This window comes from Veillonella parvula, from assembly GCF_042850485.1.
In the GTDB taxonomy this organism is placed as follows: domain Bacteria; phylum Bacillota; class Negativicutes; order Veillonellales; family Veillonellaceae; genus Veillonella; species Veillonella parvula_Q.
Genome location: NZ_AP031417.1, coordinates 292,746 through 317,912, shown reverse-complemented (window position 1 = coordinate 317,912; position 25,167 = coordinate 292,746). Strand labels below are relative to the sequence as shown.

Here is a 25,167-nt window from a genome sequence, read left to right as displayed (position 1 = left end):
TTTACACCTCTTTTCGCACAGGTGGTCTGGTATCAAAGGCATGGAGCAGTTCTTCAAATACAGGGTGGAACTGTATCACACCGACACGACCATATAAATCACTGATAAGGCATTGCCCGTTTTCCAAATCACGCAATCGCTTCTGATTGTTTTCGTCCTCTGGGTCTACACCAAAAAAGGCTAAGGTCTTTTTAATCTCGTTAAGGTCAGTGGAACGAAATGCAAATTTTAAGCCGAGGTTATTTTTCAGTTTTTCATCTAAGAGGTCGTCTGTATTTTGGGTCACGAAATATACCCCAGCGTTCATAGCACGACCAGCCCGAACCAGCTTCATAGATAGTGTTTTTCCTTGTGCTACCTGTAAAAAGCTCCATGCTTCGTCTAAATCTACAATCTTGAAAATGCTTCGGTCTGTATGGATAAAGTCTAAAGCAAAGGTACTAATGACAATCAGCATAGCAACGGATAAAAGCTCCATAGTGGTATATTCCTCAAAGGAAGTTTCCTTGTCGGGAAGTACCAAGTCCGCAACCTGTATAATGTTCAGTTGTTTTTCTAAGCTGATAGACTGCTCCACATAACCATTACTGAATAATAAATGTGCAAAGTCATAGTCTGTAAAACTTTCGATATGGTCGGCTATACTGGTACTTAGTGGCGTATTCTCAACCCGTAATTCCTCAATCACTTTCATCAACCCTCGTACTTCACTATTGGTTACTGCACGAATGGCTTTTCTAAGGATTGGGAAGCGTTCCCCATCACGAGAGGAAATCCCCGTAAGGAATGTCAGAATATCAATAGCCAGTGATTCAGAATCTTTGGGATTTTTCATAATCACATAAGGGTCAAGTAAGCCTTTGTTTTTCTCATCAGAAGTCAGAGTGACGATATTGATTTCATGGGAAATCTCTGGCAAGGTTTCTTTCCATCTGCCACGTTCTGCTTTTGGGTCTACAATCACTGCTTGTGCCCCATAAAGCACCGCATAATAGACGATAAGGTTATTCGCAAAGGATTTACCACCACCCAGCGAACCAACAAAAGCCGACGCTAACGCATTGGTTACTGAACCCTTAACCCCTTGACTGGCAAGAGCAGGTTTCAGATAGACATTGCGTCCAGTATCTAAGCTGTAGCCAACATAAATCCCCTCATTTTCCCCCAGCATTTGAGTAGCACCAAAACCTAAACCAGCGAGGAAATCAGAGGTCACGTATTGAATATAATCATTCATATAACGCTTGCTGGCAGGTAAAAATTCTTCATGTAAGCCGAGCATATCCCCAAATGGTCGTACCAGTTTTACGCTTAAATCGTCATAAAAATCTTTCACTTCATTACAACGACGTTTGAGTTCGTCAAGATCATTTGCTGATACCCTTACCACATAAGACAGCTTGTACATAGATTCCTTGCTTTGGTCTAAATTGGTTTCCAGCTCATTCACACTTTCCAGAGCTTCCGCCACATTGGAGCTGGTTTCATTATCACTTTGCCAAGCGTGGTTATCCAAGTCTTTCAGTTCTTTCTTTTTATTGCGGACAGTAGATAGGGCTTTACGATTCGCTACAATTTCCACATTCATTGACGTATCAATCGGGAATGTAAATTGCTGTTGCTGGTAGTAGAAGATTTCAGAGGACGGGAAGTCCAGTTCTCCGACAATGCTGTTAATGGTAAAGTAAGCTACATAGACGGTTTCATCTTCCTGCTGGATTTTCAAATATCGCTGTTTTTCTTCCACCAAACAGCGAGTAGGCTTAATCAAGTCATAGTATTTAATCAGCGTTTCATTATCCAGCTTTTTCTTTGATAGATGGTACTCATACTCTTCATAGGCAGTGCCTGTCTGTCCGTAAAGGTGTTCAATCAGATAGCCGAAGTCGTCCTTATCTAACCTGCGGATTTTGAAACGACGAGAGATTTTATTTTCTAAGAGCTTTTCCATCTTCTGAAAACGCAGGATTTCATCATTACTCATACTAACAAAATCGCCCATCAGCTTATGGTTCACATCATAGACAAAATCAGACAAAGCATTTTTTGCTTCAACGGTAAGACTTTTCATAGAAAACTCCTGATCGTTGAGAAGCAACTTAAAGCCGATAAAGAAACGGTAGTTCACTTGATTTTCGCCAATCATGGATATTAAAGCGTCTGTCTGTTGGTCGATTTTGTCATAGGCAACCGCTTTGAGCTTGCCAGTGACTTCATTTTTGGAACGCTCTTGTGCAGAACGTATGCTGGATTCTGTACTGATTTGTAAAGCATGAATTTTGCCATCACGATTTTGTGCGATAAGCTGTCTGAAAGAATCATGCACTTGTATTTTCTGTTCTGGACTTAGAAATGAGTAATTGTAAGGAACAAGCTCATAGTAAGCATAACATTCCCCGTCTTTATTCCAGACGAGATTGTTTTCAATGTATTTAATTGGATATGCCATAAAATTCACTCCTAACTGCTGTAATGGCTTCTTGTGGCTGGTTTCTGCCAAGCGTTACTTTTTTTCCTGCATAGGTCAGCTTTGGTCGCAGTGCATAAGCAATGACAGACTTCAAAAATCCATAAGGCTTTTTACCATCAAAAGTTTTTGTAGACATAAACCATGTGAAAGCCACAGGAATCCCAAAGTATTTGAGAAATGCTCCCTCTATCATGGAAAGAGGGGGCAAGTTGCCAAGTATCATCACTGCAAAGAGTGACACGACAAACCATGTCATTTGCGTAAAGGTTATGGGAAACGGAAGTCTAAAATCATTGATAGAATACAGTACCTTTTCCACAGACCAGATACTGGTATAGCTTCGTATTTTCTTCATGTAATCAATCCTTTCATAAAAAATAGGGGTAGCTGATTGAGCCACCCCGTAAAATAGAAAATCTGCCAGTAGTAATGTACCGACAGATTTAATAGACGATTTCAAAAATCCCATGATTGGTTGAGATAAACGTTCCTGAAAGGTCTAAATCCCGACCATAGGCTTGATAATCAATATAGTTTTGAAGACTAGCTGGTACTTCGCCTAAAGCACCCGTTTCTTCAATGTAGTAGCGTGCCACGTCATACATATCATCACAATCGGAATGAATGATAATATCCTCTTGATGTTCGCTTAGTTCTTCAATGCTTGAAAAATGAGTGAGCAGAGCAGATAGCTCCGATTGTAATTCTTCGGGTAATTCCGATACCATTTCCCATAGTCGATTGAGTTCGCCAATGGAAGTGTATTCGTCAACCGTAAAGGGTAACTCGTAGTCATGAATGGCGTATTCCTCATATTCATCATTCAAGCCGATTTTCTCTTTGACTTCCTCAAAGTCAATGGGAAAGGTAAACCACGCACCGACCAATTCGCCCTCATTGTATTTGCCTAAATTCGCAATATAGACTTGCATATCGTCCATATATTCACGTCCTTTCTTTGTAGAGATTCAAAAATCCCTACCGCACTTCGTTTGGTGTACCATTCCTTTGCGGAACATAAGAAAACCACTTATATTCCACAAAAGAACGGTTTTATTTAAGCACCAATAATGCGATTGAATAGCTCTAGTAAAATGTCTTTTACTCCAGCAGCGTTGAAGACTAAGCCAACCGCAATAATCGCAATAATTAAAAAGCCAATCAGTTTGCTAAACTCACGCTTGAAGCCAAGATACAAGCCAATCACAACGATTGCTAAAAGCACCAGTGATTGAGCGTTTGATAGAAACCAGTTATAAAGGTTTTGTCCAAAATTCATAAAAATGTTCTCCTCTCTATATTCAATGAATTTGTATTTGAGTTATTTTTTTGTTGTTATCACGTCCTGTTCTTTTACTGACTGTTGCTTCAAAATCTGCTTGTGTCGGTCTGTCAGTTTCGCATGGTCGAGAATGTCTTTTACAACCTGCGTCTGGTTGATTTCATCAAGTTTAATCGCAACCTTTAAGGTCGGGGCAACTTGATGAGATAGCCAGTTCAGCGTCCTTTGGAAGGAGTAAGGCTCTGGTTTTGTGGTTAGTTTTAATCGTTCACGATTGTTCCCAATAAACCAAGCCCATTCTTCATTCAGTTTCCAATCAGAACGAGGTTTGGAATCGTCTTTATCTACAAAACGGATATACCGATTGATAATTTTAAAGGCGGTATGCTCTGGATTGTCATAGACGAGTAAATCACGGACTGCATAATAGGCACGCTCATTTTTCAATCGAATCTCAAAACGGTTTTTTACTTCTGCGTCTTCAATGGGAATATCATTTTTCTTGTACTGCTCGTAGTCCTTTTCATAGATACAGAAATAAACTTCACTTTGTAATGAACCGATATAGAGGGTGTTTCCCATACATTCCTTTTCCTCTTTGCGTACCAGTTCGCCACTGCGATAGCTTTTAAAACTGCGGAAGACGGAGATACATTCTTCCTGTTGGCACTTTTCAGTGAGTACAGGGATATTCAAAATCCCTGTCTTATCGTTAATGGCAAGGTCAAGGCGTTTCATCACACCGCCAGCCACCAAAACGTCCATAAAGAACTCATACCAGCTTCTTTGTTGTGCCAGAAGATAGCTTTCAAATTGTCTGCACCCACGACCTTTCAATTCCACCAGAACTCCTTTGTCCAGTTCATGGGAGCAAAGGACGAATATGTCGCCTAAAGCATAATGCTCTGAATAAGAATAGAAACCATAGTCCTCATGAAGAAAATAGGACAGTTTCAGTTGTAAGATGTTTTCGACCACCTGCTGTACGTCTGTTGTCGGAAAGCGAATCCTTACATAATCAAACAGCATTTCAAGGGGAGCGTCGGGATTGAAGCGTTCCAGAGCTTCCCAAAGGGACTGCTGTAAATCCTCTGATGGCTTGACTTTTCCTGTTTCAATATCGCTTAGATACTGCCTTGTAATACCAGTCGCAACAGCTAAACGGTTTTGAGATAGTCCATAAGCCAAGCGTTTTTCTTTTAAATGCTGTAACCAAGTTTGTTCATTCAGTAAAAATCCCTCCAATCAAAAAGGCGTATGTCAACTTTTAAAGCCCATTTGACATACGCTGAAATTTTGTAAATCCCTTGTAACCAAAGGATTTTCTAATGTTTTTTTGACTGTTTCCTGTCGATTTGTACCCCCCTGTTAGATACGGGGGGTTAAGTGCTGGCGTGGCTATTGCCACACCAGCCAGCAAGATCAGTCCACACCTGCGACTTCCGCTTCGCACGTCGCCTGCGTGGACTGTCTGCTGTTGGATAACTTTTTAATTTCCTCCAAGAAATCATATCCTTTTGGTACAAGGGGAGTATAAAACTCTGATATGACACTTGTTCCTACATCAACATAGCCACGACCTTTGATTCGCTTTAAGAAGAAATCCTTTTGTACGTCACTGCCAAACATCATGCCATAGCCCATTTCAGACATACGACCTAAAGCCACTCTGAAATTAAACTGATCACGGATTCCGTCGCCTAAATATTTTGCGTCTGGACGTTGACAAGCCAGTATTAGAAAGAAGCCAGCTTGACGACCTAACATGACAATCTGTTTCAGCTTATTCATAACTGCGGTGTTTTCTTTTGTTCCCAGCATTTCCATGAAAGCGACGTATTCATCAAAGATTAAGAAGTGTGCCGGGAGACCTAAGTAAGCATAATTTTTGCCAGTCTTATAGTTCTTCATCTGCTTCATTTCCTCACTACGTTTCATCATTTCTTCATAGAATGTTTCAATGCAAGAAAGCAAGTCTTCTTTTCTATAGTAGACATTTGCCATCACAGAACCTAAGTCCGCAAGGTCAGCATTTTTCGGGTCAAGAATATACAGTTTTGAATCTGTATGAAGCAAGGCTTCAATCAGTGTCAGTATAAAGTAAGTTTTACCGCCACCTGTACCACCAGCAATCAACATATGAGGGAGCTTATCATATTCCCACCATACGTTTTTCATTAAGCGAAGTTTACCATCTTTAGCTTCTACTTCATCAATAGAAATACGACTGGCTATGGTGTCATAGAGCAAAGTATATTCCACATAGGAATCCTTTAACTCTTTATCCGTCAGCTCACAGTACAAGCCACTCTCTAATTTCTTTTCCAAGTGTAAGAGTTGGTCTTGATATTTTCCCAGCGTGATTTCCACCCGTATCTGTATCAAGCCATTTTTAAGTCGATAATACATTTTAGGGAAGTAGGTTATCTTTTCCTTTGTACGACCAGCACTATCTTTAAAGAAACCCTCTGTTTTGACCTGTTCAGATTCATACCACTTGTTTTCAAGTATCATCTTTGCCAGTTTTTGACGGTGGTAAAGTTGTTTAACCGTATCATAGCGAACCCGTTTGAATACAAACGCTACCAGCAAGCAGATAAGAATTGCGACACTGAAACTGATAATTAAATAGGGAATGTCAATCTTATCTGCTTGTGATAGGTTAAAATCCTGCCAGTTGATCTGCTGGATTGTCTTCACATGAAACAGTCCGACAACCAGCAGGAAAACAGGCAGGAGTGACGCTATCGTAAAATGAAAGACTAAATCTTTACCAGATGGGCGAATCCTTTTACCACGCTGTTTCATGCGAAAAAGTCTCCTTTCTACCTAGCGACTATTTGTCTTGTGTCGGTTCTTTCTTTGCTTGTGGTTGAGCTTTGAATGAACTAGAATCCTTTGTCAGCACAATATCGTCTGCCTTGATATACCAGTCAACATCTGCTCCTTGATAGGTGGCAGTAGCAACGGTGTCCGCAATGGGATTGATAAGTTCCACCCGTGCGTTATAATCAAACTCTTTCAAAGGCACGCTGGCAGGAATACTTACTTGAATCATGCGTCCTTGTCCTTTGGATTTTAAGTCATAGGTACGTTCCTTGATTTCATCTGAAACCGACCCGTCTTCATTTTGGATTCTCACTTCACGACGTAGAGCAGAGAATTTCAATTCTCCAAAAGTCGTGTCTTTATCTAATACAATGCCATTTGCTAATCTCATCATTTTTCCTCTCTTTCTTTATTCTTTTATCATGTCGTCAGCATGTAAAAGGTAATTTGTAAAACCACGAGTGCCGATTTTGTAGCCCTCTGCGGTAATACGTGGATTGACTAACTTCACACGTTCCTCAAAGCCGAAATGTTTTTCGCCAGCTTCAGCAGGAAGCACCACCACAATATCATCTGCTCTTTGAACATCAGAATAGAGATTATAGCTTCTTGATAAGACAGTTAGCCGTCCGTTGATTCTTCGCTGAACGACTTTATCCTCGCCAGCAAATTCTAAATTGCCGAATGTTTTTTCCATGTTGGGAATCACAAATTTAAGTTCCATATTTTTACCTATCCTTTCTTTTTTATTGGCTGAATGAATGTTTGATGGTCTTAAAGAGTGGGGAACGACCTTTTGATTCTTGATTTTTTGTTTTCATAAGTTCACTTCCTTTCAAAATCGGGTAAAAAAATAGACACCTCATTTTTTGAAGTGTCTACCTATTAAATATTCAAATTTTATTGGAAGTATCTTTATATCTTCACTTTTCAAGGATAAATCGTCGTATCAAAGCTCATTCATAAGTAGTAAATTAGTAGTAAATTGAGTGGTTTTGACCTTGATAAAGTGTGATAAGTCCAGTTTTTATGCGGATAACTAGATTTTTATGCTATTTTTATACTAAAAAAACTTCTATTATATATCAAATACCTATACCAATTAATATACTTTCACAACCAATTAGTTTACTTTCACAATAATTGTATATAATATATGTATAAACCCTATAAAATTCAAAATAAAACTCATTTTTCTGTATATAACTTTCACAAAAGTATTGTGTAATTCCCCAAAAGTTATAAAATAAGAGTAATGTTATATAGAATTGAGGAATACCATGAGACCTACCTATTTGACCATAAATACAAGTCTCGTTCGCGAGAATTTGCGTAAAATTAAAGATAGTTTACCTGAATGGAGTACGTCTACAGCTGTCATCAAGGCCAATGGCTACGGCCACGGCAGTGTTATGATGGGTCGTATTGCCGTGGAGGAAGGTTACGAATCCTTAGCCGTTGCTATTCCAGAGGAGTCCGTACCACTTCGCAATGCAGGTATTATGGTACCTATTTATTTATTAGGACTCACAAGGCCACAATCCTTTGAACTTGTGGCAGACACTAATTCGATTCCTGCCGTTTGTGAATCTACCGACTTGGAATCACTCAATAAAGTAGCTGATAATCACGACATGATTATTCGCGTTGCTGTTGCCGTTGATACAGGCATGCATCGCATCGGTATCAAGCCTGAGGATGCCATTGAGTTTATCAAACGCATTGAGTCCTACGAAAATTTGGAAATAGACGGATTCTTCTCCCACATGAGTAATGCTGATGCGGCGGATCAAACACATGCCCATAGCCAAACGCAAAAATTTCATCGCATGGTAGATGAAATACGAGCATTCCGTCCAGAAGCGGATTACCGTTTCTCCCTCGCCAACAGTGCAGGTCTTTTATCTGTCAAAGATAGTCTATTCACAGATGCTCGTCCTGGTATTATTCAATACGGTATCATGCCATCTCTTGATGTACCAAATCGATTGGGCTTAAAACCTGTTTTATCTTTCCATAGTGAAGTTGTTCATGTACAACATATCCCTGCTGGCGAAGGCATTGGATATGGATCTACCTATATCACAACTGAGCCAATGACAATTGCTACTATCCCTGTAGGCTATGCGGATGGCTACCCTCGTAGTTTATCCAATCGGGGCACCGTACTGATTCATGGCACTCGTTGTCCCGTAGTAGGTCGTATTTGTATGGATCAATTCATGGTTTCTGTTCCAGATACAATCACGGTAAAACCTGGCGATAAGGTGGTACTTCTAGGGTCTCAAGGTCATGAAAGCATTTCTGCTTTAGAAATTGCAGCCCTTGCTTCTACAATTCCTTATGAAATCTTTTGTGGATTCTCAGAGCGCGTACCACGACAATATATTTAATCTATGTAAAATAAAGAAAGCCCGTATCACATGTAGAAGTCTACATGTGATACGGGCTTTCTTGCTCTCCTATACCCAGCGTGCTGTAAAGCAGTTACGTTCTTATTGTGAGAGAGAGTATATATACCAAGTATATAATCTTATGATTCGGAGGGAACCACAATTCATAAGGGGCCCTCTGAACGATAGATGGCATAGGAGAGAGTCAATGTTTATCTATCCAATCCAGAGGGCTGTGTGTAATTGTTTATTGTGTGTGTGTTGTTTATTGTGTGTGTTTTTGTGTGTTTTATGTGTTGTGTATGTGTGTGTAAGTGTATTTATGTTATGTGTGTATAGTTTTGAGTGCTTAGTGTTCGTTTTTGAAAGGGTTTGCTTTACAGCGCTATAGAATAGGAGATCAACTTATTTTGCTACCGTCCCTGTTTTAGCATCCAATACAACGGATATCGGTTTATTTTGTGCATCATGGAATTCTATGGTATATAGTGGTTTACCATTTTGATTAGCAAGAGACCACGCATTAATACCAGTTGCTACCTTGCCAGACTGTACGAAAGCTGCATTAATTGCCACATGTGGAGGTATTACTGTCCCAGCATCAATAGCACTAGCTTCCATAGATGCATCATATGCTTTAGGAGTACCATCCGTTACATTACCAGTAGCCACATCTAGAGTCATAGAATGAGCACCACTAGTATTAAAACCAGCTACTTCATAGATGGCAGTTTTACCTTGAGTTTTGAAGGATACATTAGTGATTTTGGAGTTTCCAAATTTACTTTCGAATTGGTCAATTAAATAATTAGCACCAACTACGAAAATACTATTTTGGTCTACTACGCCTTCTTGCTGATTGGTTGTGCTAGGTTGTGATTTTCTACTTTTAGAGTTTTTTTTTCCTCTTTAGTAGGCTCTTCTTTATCAGCCTTTTTTTCGTCTTTCACAACTTTTACTTTAGGCGCTTTGTCTACTGCAGCTTTTTTAGTATTTTTAACTTCTTTATCATGCTTTGCTACAGATTCTGATTTTTTATCGCCACCGCGTACTACTCTTGTTTCACTAGGAGCTTTAGCTACAGATGCAGTTTCAATAGTAGGAACTGCTGCTGCAGGATTTTCTGTACTAGGTACTATAGTTTCTTGAGCTACTGGTGTTTTAACATCTTGTGTAGCTGTTGGAACTGGTGTAGTATTACGAACTGCTGTACCTACTTGATTACCGTCTGCCACAGGAGCTACCGGAGTTTTAGGTGCAACTGCAGTAGTAGCCACATCTGGAGCCACCGCTGTAGTAGGAACTACTGGATCAGTAACTGGTTGTGCTGGAGTCGCTGCACTCGCTGTTTCTTGTGTAACAGGCATTGGAGTTACTGGTTCAGCTGCGGTTACAGCTACAGTGGCACCAAATACGCCAGCCACTGCTAAAGCAATACTACTTTTTAAAATAGATTTTTTCATATTGTCCTCCTTATTAATTCATTTACATGCAACTTTACGCATGTATATTTCCAGTCAACTCAATGTCATCATGTAAGTTCCAAAACATATATCTAGCATGGACTTGTAGATATATAGCTTGGAAATTTCAGATATACTTGAGTTTGTCTTTCGACTGGTACACATACTATCGACAGTCTATGAAGTCAAAATGTAGAAGCACTGTTAAAAGCTTATTTTATAGTGAGTTTAGAATGAATTTATATATAATTCCTATGAAATCCTATGGGATTTACTTTATACTTAAAAATTCCATGAAAAACATATCAAAAGCCGTTTATCCCATATATAAGGGATAAACGGCTTCAAAATATACGTATCGATATCTAAAATTTCACATTCATGAGCAAACTTTCACAAAAAATGTCTCAATACTAGTTATTTTTTTAAGAAAAATAGTATTAAGGCATTTAATTATTATATTCAGAATAAAATAACTAGGCACTATTAAGATATAATAACTAGTCAATCATATATTAATCGTCAAATTTAACAGATAGCAATTTACCATTCATTGCATCCATACGCACATGTACTTCTTTATTATCTGCTGTACCAAAGCTAACTTTGTAGACAATTTTACCTTTATCATAGCGCACAGCCCATTCATTAAGGCTCACAGCTTTACCTTTTGTTTGGGCGTAAGCAAAGTTCACCACAGCTGCAGGCGGTAAGATTTCCCGAGGATCAAACGATTTTTTCTTTAGTGATTTATGGAAGTCCCCTTCGCGCTTTTCAAAGATTTGATTAGTAGCATAGATATACGTTAACTCATACTTGCCAGATTCATCAAAACCTTCAACATCATACTTAATTTGACCTCCATCCGCATCAAAGGCGATTTCCGTAATTCCTGCATTTGGATGATTTTGGATAAAGGCATTTAATAAACCATTAGCGCCTACAATCGCCGCATGGTTGCCATCAACAACTGCCACAGTTGGCTCTACAGCTACTAAAGGGGCTGCACTTGCATTTGGCATGCCAAATGCCGCTGCCAAGGCCAATACAAGGCTACCTTTTACAAAAAATGATCTCATTGGTTCCTCCATATCTCAAACAGTTATCATAACAATATATATACAATTATACACTAAATCAACGCGGTTTATAATCTTTATTTATATAATTAGTGCATGTACCTACGCCCTATGATACAATGCACATAGATTCATTTTTGTAACTACATGTGAGCTAACTATGATTTCAATTTACCCCACTATATATCACGCATTTCAATGCAAGGCCGATCAATGCGAAAATACATGTTGTCAGCTGTGGACCATCGATATAGATGAGCCTACTGCTAAACGTTACCATGCTATGACTGGCTCTCTTGGTGAAAGCTTACGCCAAGCCATCACTGTTGATGATGAAGGCAGTCATTTTATCTTTTCTAAAGCACAACCTATGTGTCCCTTACTCAATGAAAAAGGTCTATGCAAGGTAGTTCTTGAATTGGGAGAAGAAGGACTTTGTGACACCTGTCATATGCATCCACGCTTTTATAAATACATTGAAGACTTAGAACTATGTGGCGTTGGATTATCTTGTGAAGCTTCGGTTGAACTATTGGCCCGACAAGAACCAATGGACTTACTCCTCTTTATAATTGAAGATGACCATAATGAATTCAATTCTGAGGAGCGATTAACACTCCACAATGTTTTTGAATTATTAGCCTTTGATTTAGATCCTAATCTATTCCAATATACGCCAAAGCTCTCAAAGCAATCTTTCAAAGAACTATTAGACCTATATAAACAAACGGAACCCATCGATGAGAATTGGACAGCACAAGTTAATACATTATCTAGTAAACTAGACCAACTCATCGCATCCGTACAGACCTATATACAGCATGAAGATATGAGCCTATTTAACAAAGTGTACCAATATATATTGTATCGCCAAATCGATATGCTATCAGACTATTCCTTGGAATCTATCTTAGCCTATGCAAAGGAGGGTACTGACTATATACTTATAGCCAGCGCATTAGAGGGACAACCCTTAAAGCAAGTTGCAAGATGGTCACAACAAATCGAATACGACGAAGATAATGTGGCGCTATTATTACAACACTACGAAGCCCAACTTATTATAGAGTGAACAAAAACCGCAAGATATTTATCTTGCGGTTTTTAATTCTTATCATAATACATCATTTGAAAATGGTATGAACAAAACGGATCCATTGAGGTAATACAGAGACAGATAATAATGCCACAACAAACATAACAATATAGGTTTTAATAATACCTAATTCAACATAACGTCTCATTAATTGGGCTACAATGAACACGGCATAATACTGGCTGAACATCGTAATAAGATAAGCCATATCCCCTACATATTTTTGAAGAGACAAAGAGAAAAAAATAATCCCTAGTATATGAATTAATACTAAGACAACCGTGCGAAGTGCATTTGTATAAGCTAATCCATATATATAATTGCGCAATACCCCATCATAAGTACCACGACCACCTAATAAAACAAGTAAGCGCCATATAACAAATGAACCGATGATAATTTGAAAAATTAAAAATACAGAACTTGCTAAAATACTAATTACATCAAAATGAGTTAACCCAGTAATCCGTTTAATCCCGAGCATTGGAGATATAACTTTCACCATAAACGGTAAGCTATAGGTCATTATATATAATACAATAGTAGATACGACTAGATTCAGAATGGCTCTTGTATGAGATCCATAATTGATAATATTCTGAAAAGATTGTTCGCTAAGCCTGGTAAATAAATGCAATATATCCTTATACCATGTCATAAATGCTCCTTTTAGTTTAAAACTAGTAAAAAAGGACGAGCCATGTCTCGTCCTAGATATATCATATGTATTTTATCGAGTCAACATATAAATCCATTCAAACACGTGTGCTACCAAAAGAGCAATCAACATTAGAATCAAACCTTCATAAGGGGTCCCATTAATACATGCTCCCACAATACGTCCCATAGTTTGTAACAATAATACGGTACTTAAAACACATAGCACAATCATACAGAAGCCAATGATTGCTTGCAGTATTAATGGTACCGAAGTTAAAATCAGCATAATCCCTGCTGTAAAAGTAATCAATGCCACAACAAGTTGAGCAAATGACATGATATGCAAAATACCGGTTGTAACAGTTCGAACATAAAATTTACGCTGTTGAGCAACCGCATAAACTATAATGATACATGCCATAAAAATAACTTTTCCGATTACCCATGCAAAGCGACCCATATTCCAAAATTCTCTAGGACTACCCATCTGTTCCAAAAAAAGTTGTATTTCATGTTGACCTACTGGAAGAGATAGCGATTCCCACCTTACTAATAACGAAGAATTGCGTATAAACGCACGTATAGCATCTAAATATACGCCTTCACCTACAATAGTAAATTGATAACATATGAGTGTTAATAGCAGCATTCCTATGAGTTGCCCATAGGCAATATCAAAGTGATACATACGAGGATTATTCTCTTCAATAGGGTTTAATAAACGATAGATAAACTGCATTAAACCCACCATCATAGGTATCACCACCTTTTACACAATATACATACACAACATTTAAGTTTGAATACTATAACATACAACACACAATAAGGAGCTATAAAAAATAGTTCCTTTTCATTTTCCGTTCATCATTATAGCACAAAACAGACATCTTTTCATACTTTAATTATCCTAATGGAATGGGTCCTTCGGGGCCCTTTTCCCTTATAAAATACAGAAAAAGCTATTAGCAGATTATATATAATCAGCTAATAGCTTTTTTCGTAGTAAGGGGTATTTTGTTACAGCCCCTTTCATGTTATGTAATTATCTGGAAGTAGCAAGTACTACCATGCCAATCAAGATACCTAAAAGGATTACAGGAATCAAACTCGTAATAATAGAAATACCAAAAGTTGCTAAACGGGATTTATTAATTTGGCGACTCAACAATGTTAAGCATACCCAGAATGTATAGACTGCAAAAGCTATCGTTGCGAATATAATAATAGTTATCCATACAATACTACCTACTATAGAGTCAGGATTAGAGCCTAGTAGCAACAAAAATGGCAATGATAGTAATAGGAAGCCAATGAAATATACTAAGCCCATAATCTGATTATAAGCTTGTTCGTACCACATGATTTTTAACACAGACTCATATGTAGTATGGGCATCAAATTTATTGGCGACCCAAGAGAAAATCGCAGAATAAATAGCAATACCAATAAAAGCAAATAGCAAGCCAACCGCTAGGCCTAATATACCGGCCCCAGAAAGAGCCGCCGCACCAGTAAGTGCAACACTAAGTTTATCCACAAATATCATACTCAAAAAAGTAGGTAGAATATTTGAAAATACGAATGCCACCAATGCCAAAGCTACTGTAGCATAGAACCCTTTGCGACAAGATCCATGCTCTACAATCTGTGGAATACCACGTTTAAATGGAGCTACCACAAGTTGCCAAATATCTGAATACCATTTTGTTTCCATAAAACCTCCAAAACACCTATATCTATCTAATTGTAACACAAACTATATTTAAACCGTCATGGACAACATTATACCTCCCACACCAAAGATGAAGGATATTATGTAAAAAGAAATTCCCGTTATCCAAAGATTTAGACCAAATTGCTTATAGGTAACTTGCCCCTTCAAAATAATAACTATGGTCAAGCCCTTTCATCAGCAACCCCTGATTTATTAATGATAACCATATTAGGTTTCCTTTTTATTTCATCTATTAATATATTATACTATATAATTCAAATTTTAAGACATTATTCTAACCTATTATAACGCAAAAAAGCAGCCCCACTAGGGGCCGCCTTTTCGTTTATCTTATTGCAAAGATGCTGCAATTTTTGTAAGGTTTTCATCCATACGTTCTAAGTATGTTTTATTATCTTCGTTGCTTTCGATAGTATAAATAGTTTCTACCTTAGCACCTACTTCTTGTGCCAAAGTTTTGGATACTTCTGGGCTAGCCATTTCTTCTGCAAAGATAGTAGTAATATGGTTTTCTTTAGCGTATTCGATGAGTTTAGCCAATTGTGCTGCATTAGGTTCACCTTCAGCAAATACATCTTCCACACTGTTTTGTTCTAAACCAAAATCACGGCATAGGTACGCAAATGCTGCATGGCCTGTAACAAAGTTTTTATGCGGAGCTTTAGCGAATTGCTCTTCATATTTTTTAATCATTGCATCTAATTTAGCAACGTATTCAGTATAATTCTTTTCATAATAATCCTTGTTTGCTGGGTCAACTTTTACAAGGGCATCCTTGATATTTTTCACTTCAATTTTAGCATTTTTCAAAGATAACCATGCATGAGGATCTTCTGCACCATGTTCTTTAATTTCTTCTGGGTCAGTATTTTTAATAGCTTCAACACCTTCAGTAGCTACAACAGATACGAGTTTATCATTTTTAGCTGCTTCGATAGCTTGTTTTGCCCAAGGCTCCATACCAAAACCGTTATACACAAATACTTGAGCTGTTGCCAATTGTTTCATATTTTCAGGCTTCAATTCGAAATCATGTGGTTCTACGCCATCTGGTATAATAGTAGATACCTCTACCTTGTCACCACCAATAGCCTTAGTAAACTCAGCCATTGCATTAAAGCTTGTTACCACTTGGATTTTTTTACTTGCTTGTTCCTTCTGTGCATTCGGTGCATCGTTGCCACAACCTGCAAATAAAGCAGCCATCATAATACCTACAACTAACAAAATCAGTTTCTTGATCATCGTAGTCCTCCTTTGTAAAAACCTGATCGCTATGCCTATACAGAATATAAACCATTCTTTAGTTGCAGTTGCGACTCAGTTGCATTTGTAATATAGTTATAGTATAAACTTACTTAGAATTTTGTCAATCAGAAATGTGGTTTTCATATGTTATCAATAGAACATCTTTATTTTTCCTATCAAGGTCAACCGCCTTATGTGTTAAATGACCTTAATTTACATATTCACAGTGGTGATTATATATCCATCGTTGGGGATAATGGGTGTGGTAAAAGTACCTTGCTCCGTCTCATTTTAGGTTTTCTTACCCCTGTAAAAGGCTCTATCAAGCGAAGCACCAATAATATTCGGTATGTGTCTCAAAAAAATGACTTCTCTCACGCAGGCTTTCCTATTACGGTAAAAGAAATCCTCGATTCCTACCGTAAACTTTTAAAGATTAAGGATAAACAGGAAGTCAATCGCGTATTAGAGCTTACCCATATGACGGAATTTAAAGACCGTCTCATCAGCAAACTTTCAGGTGGACAAGCTCAGCGTGTATCTATCGCCCGCGCCCTCATCGGTAAGCCTGACCTCATCATCCTCGATGAGCCTTCAACAGGTATCGATAGAAAAAGCCAAGAGGGCATCTATGCTCTACTTCGAAATTTGAACCAAGAGCACCATATTACGATTATCTCTGTTGAGCACAATATCGAAATGGCTCTCGCCAACTCTACCAATATCTACCATATTGCAAATGGTCAAGGTCACCTTTGCTCCCCTGAGCAATATGCTAGTGAAATCATGCACAGTACAGGTCGCAATCCAATAGATCACAAAAACTGCTCCTGTTTCACAGATGTAACAATAGAAGCTCAAGCTCAGGCTCAGGCTCAGGCTCAGGCTCAGGCTCAGGCTCAGGCTCAGGCTCAGGCTCAGGCTCAGGCTCAGGCCGATGATACCACAGTTGAGGAGGTGCGCCATGTTTAGTTATGATTTCATGCAAAATGCCTTCTTCGTAGCAATTTGTATTTCTCTTTTATGTCCATGTATTGGTATCTTCATGGTGCTACGCCGTTCCAGTATGATTGGCGATACCATGAGTCACGCATCGCTAGCAGGTATTACACTAGGTTTATTAACGAATACTAATCCAATTTTAGGAGCCTTTATCTTCACTGCCATCTGCGGTGCACTCATCGAGTTCTTGCGAAAATATTTTTCACACCATCTCGATCTTATTCTTACTATCATCTTATCCCTCAGCATCGGTACAGCTATTACACTTATTAGCTCAGGCAAACTAAAGGCTAACGCAAATGTATTCTTCTTTGGTAGCATCCTAACGGTAAACGCAACCGATATGATTAGCATTGCAGTGCTCACCATTTTATCAGTATTAACGCTATACTTTTTGTATAACTCCTTACTCTACATCGCTTACGATGAAGAAGCGGCTCGTGTAGCAGGTGTTAAGGTAGATTTTATCAACTATATCTTTGCTATCTTAATGGCTGCCGCCGTATCCATTTCTATTAAAATCGTTGGTGTTCTCGTATTGAGTGCCATGATTGCATTACCAGTAGCATCTGCATTACAATTAGAAAAAGGATTTAAAATAACTTTATTATGCTCCATTGGATTTAGCTTACTTGCCATGATTATCGGACTTTTTGGATCCTACTTCCTTAACGTAGCACCTGGTGGCTTCGTGTCCCTAACATCGGTAGGTATTTTACTGGTAGTGTTAGTCATTAAAAATATTCGCACCATCATACGACGCTTTCAGTTTAGTAGATAAGCTAAAACAATAATTTATATATTTAGGCATAAATATTATAGCTAGTTAGAGTAATATAACTAGTTAGAGTCAAATAATATAGCTAGTAGATTAAAAAATATAACTAGTTAAATATAAAAATATATCTAACCAAATGCGATAGCATATTTGATATTCTATTAGCCATATAAGTCATTTAACTATACAGGTGTATAGCATGTTTAGTATTAAAATAGAATCGAAAGAGAGCTATGAATACAACAACTTGGCCAGAAGGTATAAAAAAGACCAAACAGCGCGAAGCCATTTGGTCCGTATTAACAACTACAGATAAACCTATTACAGCCATTGAAATTGCTGAGCGATTAGGTGATAGCGGTACTACTTGGATGTCTACTATCTACCGTACACTTGAACTATTAGAAACTAAGGGTATCGTTACACGTACAACGCTCATGGGTAGTGATATGGCATATTATGAAATCACCCCTCATACGCACCGCCACTACGCAGTATGTACGAGCTGTGGTGCCATGATACCGCTCCATACCTGTCCCGTCGTAGAAATGCCTAAAGAACTAAGCGAAGCAGGATTTACTGTAACGGAACATCACTTAGAGATTGCTGGAATCTGTAGAAACTGTAAGGATAAAAATAAATAACAAAAAGGACGTAACACTGTAGTTACGTCCTTTAACGTTTTAGCGTATACTTTGGAATTAACCGTATTTAGCTTTCACCAATTACAGCATCAACGGAGCCACTAGGAAACCGAGTGCTACGGAGATGGCAATAGCAAGTACGCCTGGAATGAAGAATGGATGGTTAAATACGAGTTTACCAATTCGTGTAGAGCCCGTATCGTCCATTTGTACAGCCCCCAAAAGTGTTGGATATGTAGGCAATACAAAGAGTGCAGATACAGCTGCAAAGGATGCGATAATAATATAAACGGATCCTGTATTCTCTGGTGTAATACCGAGAGCTAAGATTACAGCTGGTACCAAAGCTTGTGTAGTCGCTGCTTGACTATACAACAATGTACTTGCAAAGAAGAACGCTACCGCCAATAGGAACGGATATGCTGTTACCATGCTAGAAGCGAGCGCTTTGATTTCAGGGATATGACCTTTTACAAAGGTATCACCCAACCATGCTACGCCTAGTACACAGACACAAGCGGATAAGCCGGATTTGAATGTACTTGTATTAACAAGTTCTGCTGTATCAAGCTTACAGAAGAATGTGATAGCAGCCGCAATAATCATCATAAAGCCGATGATAGCATCATTTCGACCAAAAATAACTGGTTTAATAATACCAATGTTTTTGGAAATTGCTGTTGCGTAGAATACGATACAAATGATACCAATCAAGAAAATCAATACTGAAGTTTTTGCACCAGGTTTTAAGTGGAAATCAGTGCTTTTTTCACGAGGTGGCGCCACGTGACCTGCCGCCAAACGTTCTTGATACACTGGATCAGAAGATAAATCATTATTCGCAAAGGTAGACATGATAAATGCCGTAATCATAACCCCTACAAATGTTGTGGAAATACAGATGGCGAGCAATGTAGGATAGTTAACACCATATGGCTCAAGGAACCCACTCATAGCAACTACTGCTGCCGATACAGGACTCGCTGTGATACCAATTTGACTCGCTACAACGGCGATAGATAATGGCACAGATGGCTTAATGTTTTCACTTTTCGCCACCTCTACGATTACTGGAATCATAGAGAATGCTGTATGACCAGTACCCGCTAGAATAGTTAAGAAATACGTAACAGTTGGTGCTAAATAGTTGATATGCTTAGGATTTTTACGCAAAATACTTTCAGCAATGCGCACCAAATAATCAAGACCGCCGGCTAACTGTAAGGCACAGATGGCTGCGATAGCAGACATGATAATCAGAATTACATCCCATGGAATCTGTCCCGGAAACATCCCCATACCAAGGCTTAACAACACAACCCCAAGGCCGCCAGCGTAACCGATGCCCATGCCACCTAGGCGAACACCGAGGAAGATGGCACCAAATAAAATAATAACTTGCATAATTACATAAATGTCCATACGATGACCTCCTTTATACATATATAGTATCATAGATATGCTAAATAATCATCGAATTTTGGCAATGTATAGTCTATAGTTTAAAATATGACGAAATTTCGATATGTTATGCAAAAAAACTACACCCCATTGCCTTAAACTACTAACAAAAGACAATAGGTGTAGCTTTTCAATAATTAATTTAGCATTATAAAATAATTGGGCGCATATCTTCAAGTATCCCCTCTTCCTCAGTGGCACGTTGGATACTTTCACCTACAATACGAACCATGTCCTCTAATTGTTCCACAGTCGATGCCAATGGAGGCATAAGGATAACCACGTCGCCAATAGGGCGGCAAATAAGACCTTGTTCACGGGCAAGGATTGCCACCTTAGCACCTACCGCATCATTTGGGCGATACGCTTCGTGGGTGGACACATCTTTTTCAAGTTCAATACCTACGATGAGGCCTCGCTGACGAACCTCTTTAACATGTTTCAAAGATTTAATAGGTTCTAGAGCCTTTGTGAAAGTTTCTACTTTAGCAGGCAATTGTTCAATTACCTTTTCATCACGGAATACTTTCAAAGAAGCCAACGCAACGGCACAGGCCAAGGCATTACCAGTATAGGAGTGACCATGATAGAATGTTTTCTTTTCTTCAAAGGTGCCGAGGAATGCATCGAATACGCGTTGTGTAGTCAATGTTGCCGCTAATGGAAGGTACCCACCAGTGATACCTTTGGATAAGGTCATAAAATCTGGAGATACCCCTTCATGTTCACAAGCAAAGAATTTGCCAGTTCGGCCAAAGCCAGTAGCTACTTCGTCAACGATGAGAAATACATCGTGTTGTTCTGTTAACTCACGAACCCGTTTCAAATAACCATGAGGCATTACGAGCATGCCCGCTGCTGCTTGCACCAATGGTTCCATAACAAGAGCTGTGATTTCATCGCCTTCTTCGTTAAGGATGCGTTCCAATTCAGTCAACGACTCTTCAAAAGCTTTATCTCGATCTGCCAAATCTCTATATACACCAGGACTTGGCAATGTTAATGGTTTAAATAATAGATTATGGAATACTTGATGGAATAATTGAATACCACCTACGGATACGGTACCTAATGTATCCCCATGATAGCCTGCATTGAGGGCAATAAACTTAGTTTTCTTAGTTTGACCCACTTGCTGACGATATTGGTACGCCATTTTAATAGCCACTTCGATAGCCGTACTGCCATCATCAGAGAGGAATACTTTATCTAAGCCTTCTGGAGCAAGCTCTACAAGTTCTTTACACAATTGTGCAGACGGAGGACTTACGAGGCCTAATAATGTGCTATGTGCGATTTTATCGATTTGATCCTTCAATGCTTGGTTCAATACAGGATGGTTGTGGCCATGAATATTAACCCACAAGGAGGATACGCCATCGTAATACTTTTTACCGTTTTCATCGATGAGGTATACCCCCTCACCGCGTTCAATTACTACTGGTTCTTGTGCTAGCCAATCTTGCATTTGTGTAAATGGATGCCATACAAACTCGTGGTCCCATTGTGCTGCTTGTGAAAGCTGTTTCTCTGCCATTTCGTCACCTCATACTTACTAAGCTTTACAAACTATAACTCTCTATTACATATACCTTATATAAACTAAATTAAATTGCCCTATCTAAGGTATGCTAAATTACAAATTTAATACGTCTCAAAATCACTGTTAATATGTACTCAATATCACTGTTAATATATACTAAATTGCTATAGCTAATATATTCAGCCAATTATTATTTATAGACCTAATACTGTGTTCCATAATTCCTTAGAATCAATAAAAGATCGAGCCCAACCAAGTTGAACCTTGTGAATATCCGGTCCTTGGTATGGCGGCACTACAGCTACTACAGGAACACCTGTGTAACGCTCCATGTCTGCCACATTTGTTTTCAACAAGAACAAATCTACAGCTGTTGTATCATTTACGATAATAGCTTTCACCTCGATACCATGCAACTTAGCATATTCGCAAGTCAAAACGGCGCGATTAATAGATCCAAGACGGCCATCTGCTACAACAATAGCTGGTAATTTAATATCTTTCATAAAATCCGTGAAAGTTTTATCTCCATAGAGAGGGGTCGTGATACCGCCTGCACCTTCTACAAAGGTTATGTCATAGCGACTCACTACATCTAATGTATGTTCTACAAGGCCATCATAGTCAATCTCGATACCAGCCAATTCCGCTGCAAGGCGAGGAGAGAAATCACCGGCTATAGCATAAGGATTCACTTCATGACGACGAGATTCAGGAATACCTGCGGAGCGCATCAAATGTGTTGCATCTTTACTCTCAAGGCCAATATTATAATTATCCTCATCCATCGTCACACATTCAGGGAAAGGAACTGCACTAGAAGACACAGGTTTCACCATACCAACAGCAAAGCCATCGTCTACAGCCATCGCCCCCAATAACCCTGTCACAAACGTCTTACCTACATCTGTATCTGTACCAATTATAGAAATACCTAACTGCTTCATACAAAGCTCCTCTCAAGCGAATACTTACTGCCGCATAGGTTAACTAATTTATATGATTAAGTTTACAATCTAATTACAATATACAGCGAAAAGGAATATATAGTCAACCTATTATTACTATTCAAGTTTACGATTCTATGACTCTATGGGGCCCGAATACATCGCTACATTTTAGCTAAAAAGCTGTGTCCCTAACCTCCGCGCTCCATAGTAAACTAAGTCGCACTTCGATTAGGAACACAGCTTTTTATAACATTATCGCAGTATTAATCCCATAGAGTCACAGACCGCTACTTTGAATACGATAATAATAGGTTGGCTATATAAGAAAAGAGAAAGGGAATGGCTAAGCCATTCCCTTTCTCTTTTGATACAGTGAATTTTGTTTTATTAATTTATGGATAGACTCGATGGGACGAGTTCACAAATACAGTTATAAAAAGAGTGATGACTAATCGATTAGCGACTTAGCTCGCTTTGGAGCGTAGAGGTTAGTCATCACTCTTTTTTACCTAAATGTAGTTATCTAATGGGGCCCCATCGAGACCACCGCTAAATCTCAATATAACGAAATTCGCCTGTATCAGGATCCATCATGCCTCCATAGAACCCCATTCCTTTTGGAAATAGTGGATGGTGGCGTAGGAAGTTAACTGTATAAATTACATTGTCTTCAGAGATATGGAATCGATCCATCCAGTCGATAAGGCCCGGTTCAATCATGCGAATAGCATCTTCACTAATACCTTTCGCTTTCATAGATTCCATGAATGTTGTAGCAGAAAAATCAATCATACCGCAGTTTTCATGACCGATGATTAGCACATCTTCAATTTCCATACCATAGGTAGCAACGAGCAAGCTTTGCACAATGTTATCGATAGGTTGTGTTACACTATTTCCTGCAGTTTTGATGACAATTATCTCACCTCGATTAAAGCCTAGTGCTTCTTCTAGCATACCTACTAAGCGGGTATCCATACAAGTTACGATGCCTAACTTTTTTGTAGGATGGCTTGTTAGCCCCGCCTTTGGTAGCTCAGGGTGTTGTTTCACATATTCTTTATTGGTTTCAATTATTTTTGTAATATCAATCATAAGGGTCCTCACTTTATATACTCTATTTCCACCTGAAATAGATTCTATTCATTATATACACCTTATTCATCACAAAACAAGTTTAAATTTCAACTTATAAATTATTATTATGAATTTTACGATTATACAAAATCTTTAACTCAATAATATTAACTCCTATCTTATAATTTGTTTTTATTTATATTAATCATATAAAAACTTCAAAAATGCGATGAATATTCTGTATAATTCTGACATATATAGTAGATTTAAAAACCCTTCCTATGGTACTATTAACACTATAGAAAGCAAACGCCACATGATACCGCATATGACGTGAACTGTATGTACAGTAAGGAGGTTTTATAATGGGTATCAATCAAAAAACGTTGCCAGGCATTTTGCTCTGTGCCATTCTCGCTATTCCTTGTTGGCTACTAGGACAGCAATTTCATCTAGTAGGTAGTCCAATCTTTGCCATCATTTTAGGTATAATTATCGGTTCTATCTTCACCTCTTGGAAACGGGAAAAAACAGGTGCTGGCATTGGATTTACATCCAAAAAGATTTTACAGTGGGCCGTTATTTTGTTGGGCTTTGGTCTTAACATTACACAGATTCTACATGTAGGTTGGATTTCTTTACCTGTCATCATTTCTACCATCGCTACATCGTTAATCGTATCCTATGTTATTTATCGATTAACCCATATTGACTCTAACTCAGCAGTCCTCATTGGTGTTGGTTCATCCATTTGTGGTGGTTCCGCTATTGCTGCTGCGGCTCCAGTTATTAAAGCAGAGGATCATGATATTGCACAAGCAATCTCTGTTGTATTCTTCTTCAATGTAGTAGCCGCCTTCGTATTCCCTCAATTAGGCGACGCCATTGGGCTCTCTAACATGGGCTTTGGATTGTTCGCTGGTACTGCAGTTAACGATACTTCTTCTGTAACAGCAACAGCTGCTGTATGGGATAGTATGAAAGGTACGGGCACTCAAGTTTTGGAATATGCTACTATCGTAAAGCTAACACGTACCCTAGCTATTATTCCTATATGTTTAGGCCTCGCTAGTTATCAAGTATACAAAGCCAAGAAAAATGCCTCTCAGACAGATGGTGCAAACGTTAGTATTGCTAAGATTTTCCCAAGATTCGTTTTATACTTTGTACTTTGCTCCCTTATCACAACAGCATTATCCTATGCTAATGTAGATATTCAATTCTTGAGTATCTTCAAAACAATTTCCAAATACTTTATTACAATGGCCATGGTAGCAATCGGCCTTAATACAAATATTGTAAAATTATTAAAATCCGGCGGCTCTGCTCTAGCCTTAGGTGCTTGTTGCTGGATTGCTATTTCTGTCGTAAGCCTTATGGCACAACATATGATAGGTTTATGGTAGAAAATATACATATATTGTATATTATGTTATAATTATATATGAATAGAA

26 protein-coding genes are annotated in these 25,167 nt (G+C 38.5%); 6 read left to right on the top strand and 20 right to left on the bottom strand.

Going from position 1 to position 25,167, the window contains the following annotated elements; genetic code table 11:
* Position 1 precedes the first annotated feature (1 nt).
* From ACGHIY_RS01270 to ACGHIY_RS01230, 9 genes are all read right to left on the bottom strand, one after another.
* Positions 2–2,449 (bottom strand): ATP-binding protein, encoded by a 2,448-nt coding sequence (locus ACGHIY_RS01270; protein WP_000331160.1) that lies wholly within the window; start codon positions 2,447–2,449, stop codon positions 2–4.
* Positions 2,433–2,825 (bottom strand): conjugal transfer protein, encoded by a 393-nt coding sequence (locus ACGHIY_RS01265; RefSeq protein WP_000723888.1) that lies wholly within the window; start codon positions 2,823–2,825, stop codon positions 2,433–2,435. The genes ACGHIY_RS01270 and ACGHIY_RS01265 overlap by 17 nt, the downstream gene beginning before the upstream one ends.
* Positions 2,826–2,913: 88 nt before the next feature.
* Positions 2,914–3,411 (bottom strand): antirestriction protein ArdA, encoded by a 498-nt coding sequence (locus tag ACGHIY_RS01260; protein ID WP_000342539.1) that lies wholly within the window; start codon positions 3,409–3,411, stop codon positions 2,914–2,916.
* Positions 3,412–3,527: 116 nt separating this feature from the next.
* Complete coding sequence (locus ACGHIY_RS01255; RefSeq protein ID WP_001009056.1) at positions 3,528–3,749, bottom strand: hypothetical protein; 222 nt, start codon at positions 3,747–3,749, stop codon at positions 3,528–3,530.
* A 42-nt stretch (positions 3,750–3,791) separates the two neighbouring features.
* A complete protein-coding gene (gene mobT, locus ACGHIY_RS01250; RefSeq protein ID WP_000398284.1) occupies positions 3,792–4,997 on the bottom strand; it encodes a MobT family relaxase in 1,206 nt (401 codons plus the stop codon).
* Positions 4,998–5,019: 22 nt separating this feature from the next.
* On the bottom strand, positions 5,020–5,172 hold the full coding sequence (locus tag ACGHIY_RS01245; protein ID WP_000879507.1) for a hypothetical protein: 153 nt from the start codon (positions 5,170–5,172) through the stop codon (positions 5,020–5,022).
* 2 nt (positions 5,173–5,174) lie between these two features.
* Positions 5,175–6,560, bottom strand: coding sequence for an FtsK/SpoIIIE domain-containing protein (locus ACGHIY_RS01240; protein ID WP_000813488.1), 1,386 nt, complete (start codon positions 6,558–6,560; stop codon positions 5,175–5,177).
* Between the two features lie 28 nt (positions 6,561–6,588).
* Positions 6,589–6,975 (bottom strand): YdcP family protein, encoded by a 387-nt coding sequence (locus ACGHIY_RS01235; RefSeq protein WP_000985015.1) that lies wholly within the window; start codon positions 6,973–6,975, stop codon positions 6,589–6,591.
* 15 nt (positions 6,976–6,990) lie between these two features.
* A complete protein-coding gene (locus ACGHIY_RS01230) occupies positions 6,991–7,305 on the bottom strand; it encodes a YdcP family protein (RefSeq protein WP_000420682.1) in 315 nt (104 codons plus the stop codon).
* 556 nt (positions 7,306–7,861) lie between these two features.
* Here ACGHIY_RS01230 and alr point away from each other — a divergent pair.
* Positions 7,862–8,974: an alanine racemase gene (gene alr, locus ACGHIY_RS01225; RefSeq protein ID WP_279009193.1), complete on the top strand. Its 1,113-nt coding sequence runs from the start codon at positions 7,862–7,864 to the stop codon at positions 8,972–8,974.
* A gap of 405 nt (positions 8,975–9,379) precedes the next feature.
* Here the strand turns inward: alr and ACGHIY_RS01220 are convergent, their stop codons facing one another.
* The 3 genes from ACGHIY_RS01220 to ACGHIY_RS01210 all read right to left on the bottom strand — a co-directional run bounded on the left by ACGHIY_RS01220 (position 9,380) and on the right by ACGHIY_RS01210 (position 11,516).
* The gene (locus ACGHIY_RS01220) at positions 9,380–9,658 is read right to left on the bottom strand and encodes a PepSY domain-containing protein (RefSeq protein ID WP_004697959.1); all 279 of its coding nucleotides are present in this window, start codon (positions 9,656–9,658) and stop codon (positions 9,380–9,382) included.
* A gap of 158 nt (positions 9,659–9,816) precedes the next feature.
* Entirely contained in the window at positions 9,817–10,437 is a 621-nt protein-coding gene (locus ACGHIY_RS01215) for a ribonuclease E (RefSeq protein WP_279009195.1), read from the bottom strand.
* 515 nt (positions 10,438–10,952) lie between these two features.
* Entirely contained in the window at positions 10,953–11,516 is a 564-nt protein-coding gene (locus ACGHIY_RS01210; protein WP_004693970.1) for a PepSY domain-containing protein, read from the bottom strand.
* Positions 11,517–11,676: 160 nt separating this feature from the next.
* Here ACGHIY_RS01210 and fliB point away from each other — a divergent pair, with 160 nt between their 5' ends.
* A complete protein-coding gene (gene fliB, locus ACGHIY_RS01205) occupies positions 11,677–12,588 on the top strand; it encodes a flagellin lysine-N-methylase (protein ID WP_279009199.1) in 912 nt (303 codons plus the stop codon).
* A gap of 52 nt (positions 12,589–12,640) precedes the next feature.
* Here the strand turns inward: fliB and ACGHIY_RS01200 are convergent, their stop codons facing one another.
* The 4 genes from ACGHIY_RS01200 to ACGHIY_RS01185 form a co-directional block, all read right to left on the bottom strand.
* Positions 12,641–13,270 (bottom strand): hypothetical protein, encoded by a 630-nt coding sequence (locus tag ACGHIY_RS01200; RefSeq protein ID WP_279009201.1) that lies wholly within the window; start codon positions 13,268–13,270, stop codon positions 12,641–12,643.
* A gap of 72 nt (positions 13,271–13,342) precedes the next feature.
* On the bottom strand, positions 13,343–14,026 hold the full coding sequence (locus ACGHIY_RS01195) for a hypothetical protein (protein WP_021147683.1): 684 nt from the start codon (positions 14,024–14,026) through the stop codon (positions 13,343–13,345).
* A gap of 291 nt (positions 14,027–14,317) precedes the next feature.
* Entirely contained in the window at positions 14,318–14,989 is a 672-nt protein-coding gene (locus ACGHIY_RS01190; protein ID WP_128114167.1) for a hypothetical protein, read from the bottom strand.
* A 351-nt stretch (positions 14,990–15,340) separates the two neighbouring features.
* Entirely contained in the window at positions 15,341–16,255 is a 915-nt protein-coding gene (locus tag ACGHIY_RS01185; RefSeq protein WP_004693983.1) for a metal ABC transporter substrate-binding protein, read from the bottom strand.
* 147 nt (positions 16,256–16,402) lie between these two features.
* Here ACGHIY_RS01185 and ACGHIY_RS01180 point away from each other — a divergent pair, with 147 nt between their 5' ends.
* The 3 genes from ACGHIY_RS01180 (at position 16,403) to ACGHIY_RS01170 (ending at position 18,682) form a co-directional block, all read left to right on the top strand.
* On the top strand, positions 16,403–17,230 hold the full coding sequence (locus ACGHIY_RS01180) for a metal ABC transporter ATP-binding protein (RefSeq protein ID WP_077708031.1): 828 nt from the start codon (positions 16,403–16,405) through the stop codon (positions 17,228–17,230).
* Positions 17,223–18,041, top strand: a complete 819-nt coding sequence (locus ACGHIY_RS01175; protein ID WP_004693987.1) for a metal ABC transporter permease — start codon at positions 17,223–17,225, stop codon at positions 18,039–18,041. The genes ACGHIY_RS01180 and ACGHIY_RS01175 overlap by 8 nt, the downstream gene beginning before the upstream one ends.
* A 230-nt stretch (positions 18,042–18,271) precedes the next feature.
* On the top strand, positions 18,272–18,682 hold the full coding sequence (locus ACGHIY_RS01170) for a Fur family transcriptional regulator (protein ID WP_287540696.1): 411 nt from the start codon (positions 18,272–18,274) through the stop codon (positions 18,680–18,682).
* Positions 18,683–18,763: 81 nt separating this feature from the next.
* On the opposite strand, the gene ACGHIY_RS01165 is transcribed toward ACGHIY_RS01170, so the two are convergent.
* From ACGHIY_RS01165 to ACGHIY_RS01150, 4 genes are all read right to left on the bottom strand, one after another.
* Entirely contained in the window at positions 18,764–20,104 is a 1,341-nt protein-coding gene (locus ACGHIY_RS01165) for an anaerobic C4-dicarboxylate transporter (RefSeq protein WP_008603031.1), read from the bottom strand.
* 187 nt (positions 20,105–20,291) lie between these two features.
* Positions 20,292–21,680 (bottom strand): adenosylmethionine--8-amino-7-oxononanoate transaminase, encoded by a 1,389-nt coding sequence (gene bioA, locus ACGHIY_RS01160; RefSeq protein WP_128114164.1) that lies wholly within the window; start codon positions 21,678–21,680, stop codon positions 20,292–20,294.
* A gap of 200 nt (positions 21,681–21,880) precedes the next feature.
* On the bottom strand, positions 21,881–22,633 hold the full coding sequence (bioD, locus tag ACGHIY_RS01155) for a dethiobiotin synthase (RefSeq protein ID WP_004693998.1): 753 nt from the start codon (positions 22,631–22,633) through the stop codon (positions 21,881–21,883).
* Between the two features lie 552 nt (positions 22,634–23,185).
* Positions 23,186–23,731: a carbonic anhydrase gene (locus ACGHIY_RS01150; protein WP_004694000.1), complete on the bottom strand. Its 546-nt coding sequence runs from the start codon at positions 23,729–23,731 to the stop codon at positions 23,186–23,188.
* A 347-nt stretch (positions 23,732–24,078) separates the two neighbouring features.
* On the opposite strand from ACGHIY_RS01150, the gene ACGHIY_RS01145 reads away from it, so the two are divergent.
* Complete coding sequence (locus ACGHIY_RS01145; RefSeq protein ID WP_024061052.1) at positions 24,079–25,119, top strand: YeiH family protein; 1,041 nt, start codon at positions 24,079–24,081, stop codon at positions 25,117–25,119.
* The last annotated feature ends 48 nt before the right edge of the window (positions 25,120–25,167 follow it).

Coding starts and splice junctions, on each gene's coding strand:
- ACGHIY_RS01255 (WP_001009056.1), bottom strand. CDS start 3,749: ATGAATTTTGGACAAAACCTTTATAACTGGTTTCTATCAAACGCTCAA.
- ACGHIY_RS01190 (WP_128114167.1), bottom strand. CDS start 14,989: ATGGAAACAAAATGGTATTCAGATATTTGGCAACTTGTGGTAGCTCCA.
- ACGHIY_RS01165 (WP_008603031.1), bottom strand. CDS start 20,104: ATGGACATTTATGTAATTATGCAAGTTATTATTTTATTTGGTGCCATC.
- bioA (WP_128114164.1), bottom strand. CDS start 21,680: ATGGCAGAGAAACAGCTTTCACAAGCAGCACAATGGGACCACGAGTTT.
- fliB (WP_279009199.1), top strand. CDS start 11,677: ATGATTTCAATTTACCCCACTATATATCACGCATTTCAATGCAAGGCC.
- ACGHIY_RS01240 (WP_000813488.1), bottom strand. CDS start 6,560: ATGAAACAGCGTGGTAAAAGGATTCGCCCATCTGGTAAAGATTTAGTC.
- ACGHIY_RS01175 (WP_004693987.1), top strand. CDS start 17,223: ATGTTTAGTTATGATTTCATGCAAAATGCCTTCTTCGTAGCAATTTGT.
- bioD (WP_004693998.1), bottom strand. CDS start 22,633: ATGAAGCAGTTAGGTATTTCTATAATTGGTACAGATACAGATGTAGGT.
- ACGHIY_RS01200 (WP_279009201.1), bottom strand. CDS start 13,270: ATGACATGGTATAAGGATATATTGCATTTATTTACCAGGCTTAGCGAA.
- ACGHIY_RS01220 (WP_004697959.1), bottom strand. CDS start 9,658: ATGACTCTAGATGTGGCTACTGGTAATGTAACGGATGGTACTCCTAAA.
- ACGHIY_RS01145 (WP_024061052.1), top strand. CDS start 24,079: ATGGGTATCAATCAAAAAACGTTGCCAGGCATTTTGCTCTGTGCCATT.
- ACGHIY_RS01265 (WP_000723888.1), bottom strand. CDS start 2,825: ATGAAGAAAATACGAAGCTATACCAGTATCTGGTCTGTGGAAAAGGTA.
- alr (WP_279009193.1), top strand. CDS start 7,862: ATGAGACCTACCTATTTGACCATAAATACAAGTCTCGTTCGCGAGAAT.
- ACGHIY_RS01215 (WP_279009195.1), bottom strand. CDS start 10,437: ATGAAAAAATCTATTTTAAAAAGTAGTATTGCTTTAGCAGTGGCTGGC.
- ACGHIY_RS01270 (WP_000331160.1), bottom strand. CDS start 2,449: ATGGCATATCCAATTAAATACATTGAAAACAATCTCGTCTGGAATAAA.
- ACGHIY_RS01180 (WP_077708031.1), top strand. CDS start 16,403: ATGTTATCAATAGAACATCTTTATTTTTCCTATCAAGGTCAACCGCCT.
- ACGHIY_RS01195 (WP_021147683.1), bottom strand. CDS start 14,026: ATGATGGTGGGTTTAATGCAGTTTATCTATCGTTTATTAAACCCTATT.
- ACGHIY_RS01235 (WP_000985015.1), bottom strand. CDS start 6,975: ATGATGAGATTAGCAAATGGCATTGTATTAGATAAAGACACGACTTTT.
- ACGHIY_RS01150 (WP_004694000.1), bottom strand. CDS start 23,731: ATGATTGATATTACAAAAATAATTGAAACCAATAAAGAATATGTGAAA.
- ACGHIY_RS01230 (WP_000420682.1), bottom strand. CDS start 7,305: ATGGAACTTAAATTTGTGATTCCCAACATGGAAAAAACATTCGGCAAT.
- ACGHIY_RS01210 (WP_004693970.1), bottom strand. CDS start 11,516: ATGAGATCATTTTTTGTAAAAGGTAGCCTTGTATTGGCCTTGGCAGCG.
- ACGHIY_RS01260 (WP_000342539.1), bottom strand. CDS start 3,411: ATGGACGATATGCAAGTCTATATTGCGAATTTAGGCAAATACAATGAG.
- ACGHIY_RS01185 (WP_004693983.1), bottom strand. CDS start 16,255: ATGATCAAGAAACTGATTTTGTTAGTTGTAGGTATTATGATGGCTGCT.
- ACGHIY_RS01170 (WP_287540696.1), top strand. CDS start 18,272: ATGAATACAACAACTTGGCCAGAAGGTATAAAAAAGACCAAACAGCGC.